The 6,528-nt window shown below is 64.7% G+C and carries 6 protein-coding genes; 1 reads left to right on the top strand and 5 read right to left on the bottom strand.

From position 1 onward, the window contains the following. A partial coding sequence (locus tag ACE04F_RS00975) for a hypothetical protein (RefSeq protein WP_486104142.1) occupies window positions 1-260 on the top strand: 260 nt, incomplete at its 5' end. A 174-nt stretch (window positions 261-434) separates the two neighbouring features. On the opposite strand, the gene ACE04F_RS00970 is transcribed toward ACE04F_RS00975, so the two are convergent. The 5 genes from ACE04F_RS00970 to glcD all read right to left on the bottom strand — a co-directional run bounded on the left by ACE04F_RS00970 (window position 435) and on the right by glcD (window position 6,497). After that, window positions 435-953: an Hcp family type VI secretion system effector gene (locus ACE04F_RS00970; RefSeq protein ID WP_434569108.1), complete on the bottom strand. Its 519-nt coding sequence runs from the start codon at window positions 951-953 to the stop codon at window positions 435-437. A gap of 300 nt (window positions 954-1,253) precedes the next feature. Then, window positions 1,254-2,630, bottom strand: a complete 1,377-nt coding sequence (hglS, locus tag ACE04F_RS00965) for a 2-oxoadipate dioxygenase/decarboxylase HglS (protein WP_486104140.1) — start codon at window positions 2,628-2,630, stop codon at window positions 1,254-1,256. An 88-nt stretch (window positions 2,631-2,718) separates the two neighbouring features. Next, a complete protein-coding gene (glcF, locus tag ACE04F_RS00960; RefSeq protein ID WP_486104138.1) occupies window positions 2,719-3,939 on the bottom strand; it encodes a glycolate oxidase subunit GlcF in 1,221 nt (406 codons plus the stop codon). After that, window positions 3,940-4,998 (bottom strand): glycolate oxidase subunit GlcE, encoded by a 1,059-nt coding sequence (gene glcE / locus ACE04F_RS00955; protein ID WP_486104136.1) that lies wholly within the window; start codon window positions 4,996-4,998, stop codon window positions 3,940-3,942. Beyond that, entirely contained in the window at window positions 4,998-6,497 is a 1,500-nt protein-coding gene (glcD, locus tag ACE04F_RS00950; protein ID WP_486104134.1) for a glycolate oxidase subunit GlcD, read from the bottom strand. The genes glcE and glcD overlap by 1 nt, the downstream gene beginning before the upstream one ends. Between the last annotated feature and the right edge of the window lie 31 nt (window positions 6,498-6,528).

Genomic DNA, 6,528 nt, shown 5'->3' with positions numbered 1-6,528 from the left:
GGAGCGAGCCTGCTCGCGAAGAAGACAACCCGGTCCCGGATGACAGCCCACGCAGCCATCCAACCAAACGCCAACCCAAGGAGTTCACCATGAAGCCCGGTCCCGATCAGACCCAACACAACCCCGACGAGCCGGCTCTGCCCGGCGAAGTGGAGCGAGACAACGATGCGCTACGGCCGAACGACCCGGCCAAGCGAGAACAGCAAGGCGATGCCGAGGCGCAGGAAACCGATGCGCAAAAAACGGCACGGCGCGATTGAGGCCGTGATCGCCAGAACAGGCTCCCTCGTCACGCTATGTGAAGAATTATTCAAGGCAGTCTCACCGACAGACCTGGCAGGCTCCACTATCATTGTTTTCGTTCGCCCAGTGCCAGGCTCTTTACCAGTGCATGGAATGCCGAGGCCGTCACACTGGGCGAACACCTGCATGACTTAGCCGGCTACCGGGGTGCGCCAGTCATCGGAGCCAGAGGTGCCGCTGACCTCGTGAGTCCAGGTGATTTTCCGATAGCTGAAATGAACGTCCTCCAGATGGGTGAAGTGGCTGTTGCCCGGGTCCTGGCAGTTGAGCATGTAGTCTTTCATGTCGACAATGATCGCGTCCTCCAGGGTGGTGGTGTAGTAGTGCTCCTGGGTGCCCGCGGCTGACGTGCGGTACCACTGGATTTCCACTTTCGTCAGGCGTTCGCCGCTGGTCAGGGCTGCCAATAGCAGAGGCGAAGCCTTGTCGAAGACTTTGGTGATCACCAGGGGCTTGTGCACGCGCTGGCCGGTTGGCTGGCCCGATTGAGGGTCGCGGGGGATGTTCACCTGATGCTCGAAGCCTTGCACCATGACCTGGTCTTCATGACCTTCCTGATAGGTATTGCCAACTGAGTCGGCGGTGAATGCACCGGCAGTGATCAGGCCTTGTTTTTCACCGGTGACGGACATGTAAGCGGGGGTAGCCAATGGATGCTCTCCTTCCTGGATAAACTGAGAAGCCCCAGGACGCGAATCGTCCGGAAGCGGTCTGAGCGTTATCAAGAGCTGTGCCATTGTCTAAAAAATACAGTTGGATCAGGGTGTTAGCTTACTTGCAGGGCGAATTTTGCAGTGCGCCTCCGGCAATTCACGCAAACGGCTGCACGCCGTGTCGCGTCAATTTGCACACACACGAAGCACCGACTTGGCGGGAGTCAGGAGCGCGAGTCGAGCGGATGATGCCATCGCCGATGCGCAACTTGCTGCTTCTGCTCCCAGCGCTTGTTTTCACAGCCCCAGCGTCCGCAGACAATCATCGACGGAGCGCTGCTGCGTCTCGGCATACAGCCCCAATTCATCGATGGTCGACCGCCCCAGCGCCGTTTCGAAGGCATGCCGATTGGACTGTCCGGCGTAGTGATTCTGCGCGGCATCGCCCAGGTTTGACTGGAAGATGCCGGCGGCGCTGACCGGAAGAAAATCCTCGTACACCAAGGGTTCGGCGCTTAGGTATTGCTGTGCGAGCAGGTGCTCGAGCGAGCTCGACCGTCCAATCGTGCCCTTGGCGGCCAGCCCCGCTGGCGTCACGAAATAGCGAAAGTACGCGAGTGCTTGTCGGCGCAGTTCGTCGAGGGTGTCAGGGAAATCGGCGAAGTGTTCAGCCATCAGCGTGTTGTAGCGTTCGGCATTGGCTTCGTTGGGAAACGCACCCAGGGCGTCCCGCGCCGCGTTCAGCAGTTGATCGTAGAGCGCTCGCCCTTTGGGCGTGAGCGCCGCGCCGCGTTGCTCGATTTCGCCAAACCGGGCGCTGTGGCTGCCTTGGGATTGTGCCTGGTCGGTGAACGCGACGGGTTCATCGAGCGCCTTGAAGCTGGTCTGGCGCAGCAGGATCGGGCATTGGCGACGGGGCGGGCCTTCGATCACGGCCTTGGGCGTGATGCCATGCACCGGCATCTGGGCCTGGACAATGTCGATGTCGAGGGTGCGCGGCGTCAGGTGATTGATATGCGGGCCCTTGAACGCCACGACATCGGCAATCAGCCGATGCTGGGCGCTCAGTTGACGGTATTGTTCGGCGGTGACGGTGGCGCTGTGGTGCCAGCGAAAGGTTTCCAGCGCTTGCAACACGAATTCCTCGGCCTGGGGCTCGGTCAGGCCGCCCTGGCGTTCGGCCAGCTCGACGAGTTCAAGGGCGCCGGGGGTAAAGATCTGCCGTTTGCCCAGCACCGATTCGGCAAAGGCCCGAAGCTCGGCGTTTTCAATCAGCTCCAGGCGCAACAGCGAAGTGAACACGCGAAAGGGGCTGACCTGCAGTGCGGTTTCATGCACGGCGCGAAACGCCGTGGAATGCACCGGCACCCCGGCCGGCGTGAGATCGTAATAGCCCACCGGCTGCATGCCCATGACCGCGAACAGCCGACCCAGCATCGCCAGCTCGGCGGCGGTGCCGACGCGGATCGCGCCATGCCGCTCCAGATCCAGGCGCTGCAATTCGCCGGTGTTGCGCAGATGTTCGGCCAGTTGCGGATCGTTGCCCAACACCCGGGCGTTGGTCTGCTCCACCAGGTTCATCAACGCGCCGTACAGCGGGACTTCGTCGCGGTACATGTCGGACATCGCCCTGGAGAAGCGTTGGCGGATCAGGTCGGGGCTGACGAAGCTCATCGTGGGAATTCCTGGCGAGGGCTGTGGGAAAGATGGACAAAAGATCGCAGCCTTCGCCAGTGCCGGCAAACGAAGAATCTTCACGACTTCATTCTGCCAGGGACTGATCCACCAGCTCGATCCAGTGCCGCACGGGCGTGCGACCCGCGCCGTCAAGGTGGCTCTGGCAGCCGACATTGGCAGTGACGATCAGCTCCGGCCGGCCGCTTTCCAGCGCGTTGAGACGGTTGTCCCGCAGTTGTCGCGCCAGCGCCGGCTGGGTCAGCGAATAGGTCCCGGCCGAGCCGCAGCACAGGTGGCCGTCGGGCACCTCGGTGAGGTTGAAGCCCAGCCGTGCGAGCAGGGCTTCGACGCTGCCACCGAGTTTCTGCGCGTGTTGCAAGGTGCAGGGGCAATGGACGGCGATGCGTTGATCCCTGGCGGCGCAGATTTCTTCCAGCGGTTCGTTGCCGAGAACCTGCACCAGGTCCAGCGCGCGTTCGCTTACGTGTTTCGCCTTGGCGGCATAAACCGGGTCGTGCTCCAACAGATGCCCGTAGTCCTTGATAAACGCGCCGCAGCCGCTGGCGGTCTGGACGATCGCCTCGGCGCCGTCCTGCAGGTGCGGCCACCAGGCGTCGATGTTGCGCCGGGCGCGGTCCAGCCCGGTTGATTGAGCGTCGAGGTGGTAATCCAGCGCGCCGCAGCAGCCGGCATCAGGGCTGGCAACGACGCTGATGCCGAGCCGGTCCAGCACGCGGGCGGCGGCCGCGTTGGTGTTGGGCGACAGGCCCGGCTGCACGCAGCCTTCGAGCATGAGCACGCGCCGCGGGTGCCGCACGGCCGGGCGCGTGCCGGGTGGCGCCGCTGAGCGGGGCAACTTGGCCTCCAGGTTCGGCGGCAGCAGTGGACGGAATAGCGTTCCCAGGCGCAGCAGATTCTTGAATCGTTTGGGGCTCGTGGCCAGGCCCCGCAAGCCGAGGCGCAGGGCGCGTTGGCCGGCGGGGCGGGGCACGGCCGCATCGACCACGGCCCGGCCGATGTCCAGCAGGTTGTGATAATCGACGCCGGACGGGCAGGTGGTCTCGCAATTGCGGCACGACAGGCAACGATCCAGGTGCAGTTGGGTGCTGGCGGTTGGCGGCTGGCCTTCGAGCACCTGCTTGATCAGGTAGATGCGTCCGCGCGGGCCGTCCAGTTCATCGCCGAGCAGTTGGTAAGTGGGGCAGGTGGCGTTGCAGAAGCCGCAATGCACGCAACTGCGCAGGATCCGTTCGGCCTCTTCGGCGCGAGGCAGGCGTTGGCTTGTTTCACTGAACCGGGTCTGCATCTAGAACTCCGCGTACATTCGGCCAGGATTGAACAGCCCCTGGGGATCAAGCTTAGCCTTGAGTTGACGGTGGTAGCGCAGCAGCGCCGGGGCCAACGGTTGGAACGGCGTTGCGGTTGCGCCAGGACGATAGCAGACGGCATGGCCGCCCCATTCCCGGGCCAGGGCCTGGACCGTATCGGCGTCGGTTTTCAGCCAGCGCTGTGCGCCCGCCCAATCGATCAGTTGCGCACCGGGCAGGTCGAGCGGGCCGGTAGCGTTGGGCAGCGACAGGCGCCACAGGGGCAGGTCTTCAGCGAAAAATGGCAGGCGATGTTCGTTCAGCTCGGTCCAGTACTGATCGTCGATGGCTTCGCCGCCCAGGCGCTGATGGGCCGCGCTGACCGAACCCTCGCCGCCTTCCAGGCGCAGGTGCAGACAATCGCCGTCGTGGCTGGCGGCGCTGATGGGCAAGGGTTGTCGGCCCCATTCGGCGAGTTTTTCCAGGGCTTCGCGGCTGTCCATTTCCAGGCAGATGCTCAAGCCATGGCGGGGCTTGGGTAGCACTTTCAAGGACACTTCGGTGATCACTCCCAGGCAACCGAAACTGCCGGCCAGGAGGCGCGAAAGGTCGTAGCCGGCAACGTTTTTCATTACCTCACCGCCGAAGCGCAACAGGTTGCCGTGGCCGCTGATCATCCGCGTGCCGAGCACATAGTCGCGCACCGAGCCGGCCCAGGGGCGGCGCGGCCCCGATAAGCCGGCGGCGACCATGCCGCCCACCGTGGCGTCTGCGCCGAACGCCGGCGGCTCGCAGGGCAGCCGCTGCCCGGCGGCGTCCAGCGTGGCCAACAGTTCCCGCAGCGGGGTGCCGGCGCGGGCGGTGATGACCAGCTCCGTGGGGTCGTAGTCAACGATGCCGCGATGCGCACGGGTGTCCAGCACCTCGCCGGCCACCCGGCGTCCCAGGAAAGCCTTGCTGTTGGAGCCCTGGATGCGCAGCGGCGTATCGCTCGCCCGGGCGCGATTGACCTGCTCCATCAGCAGCTCGCTGGCGTCGCGGTCGGCTTGCGCGGTCATCAGAATCGCTCCAGTTCAGGAAACGGCAATTGCCCGCCATGGATATGCATCGCGCCGAATTCGGCGCAGCGGTGCAGGGTCGGTATGTTCTTGCCGGGGTTGAGCAGGCCAAGCGGATCGAACGCGGCTTTCACCGCGTGGAACAGCTGCAGCTCGTCGCTGTTGAACTGCGTGCACATCTGGTTGATTTTCTCCCGGCCGACGCCGTGTTCACCGGTGATGCTGCCGCCCACCTGGACGCACAGTTCGAGGATCTTCCCACCCAGGGTTTCGGCGCGCTCCAGCTCGCCCGGCTGGTTGGCGTCGAACAGGATCAGCGGGTGCATGTTGCCGTCGCCGGCATGGAACACGTTGGCCACCCGCAGGCCATGTTCGCTGCCCAGGCTGGCGATGCGCTGCAAGACCTCGGGCAATGCCCGCCGGGGAATGGTCCCGTCCATGCAGTAATAGTCCGGCGCCAGGCGGCCTACCGCCGGAAACGCATTCTTGCGTCCGGCCCAGAACCGCAGGCGTTCGGCCTCGTCCCGGGCCAGGCGCACCTCGGTGGCGCCGGCCCGTTGCAGCACCTGGCGGACCCGTTCGCAGTCATCGTGGACATCGGCCTCGACGCCATCGAGCTCGCACAGCAGGATCGCTTCGGCGTCGACCGGGTAGCCGGCGTGGATGAAATCCTCGGCGGCGCGGATCGCCAGGTTGTCCATCATTTCCAGGCCGCCGGGGATGATCCCGGCTGCGATGATCTCGGCCACCGCCCGTCCGGCCTTGTCCACCGAATCAAAGCTGGCCAGCAGCACCCTGGCGACCTGGGGGCGAGGCAACAGCTTGACGGTGACTTCGGTAATGATCCCCAGCAGGCCTTCGGAGCCGGTGAACAACGCCAGCAGGTCCAGGCCCGGCGAGTCCAGGGCCTCGCTGCCCAGGACCAGGCGTTCGCCTTCGATGGTGAGGATTTCCAGTTTCAGCAGGTTGTGCACCGTCAGGCCGTATTTCAGGCAATGCACGCCACCGGCGTTCTCCGCGACGTTGCCGCCAATGGAGCAGGCGATCTGCGAGGAAGGGTCCGGCGCGTAATACAGCCCGAACGGCGCGGCCGCCTGGGAAATCGCCAGGTTGCGCACCCCTGGTTGCAAGCGCGCGATGCGGGCGTCGGGGTCGATGTGCAGGATCTGGTTGAAGCGCGCCATCACCAGCAACACGCCGCTTTGCAGGGGCAGGGCGCCACCTGACAGGCCGGTCCCGGCGCCCCTGGCCACCACCGGCACATGCTGTTCATGGCACAGCTTGAGCAATGCCTGCACCTGCTCGACCCGCCGCGGCAGCACGACGAGCAGGGGCGTGGTCCGGTAGGCAGAAAGCCCATCGCATTCGTAAGGCCTGAGGTCTTCGTCGCGGTGCAGGATATCCAGGTCTGGAATGCGTGCCTGCATGGCGTCGAGCAGGGCCTGCTTGTTCACGTTCGGCAGCGGGCCGTCGAGCTGCTCGTCGTAGAGGATGTTCATCGGATGATTGCCTCAACCTGTGGCGGGGGGG

This window comes from Pseudomonas sp. AGC41 (genome assembly GCF_057334555.1).
The sequence above is the reverse complement of the archived record's forward strand: the minus strand, read 5'-3'. Positions and strand labels throughout refer to the sequence as shown.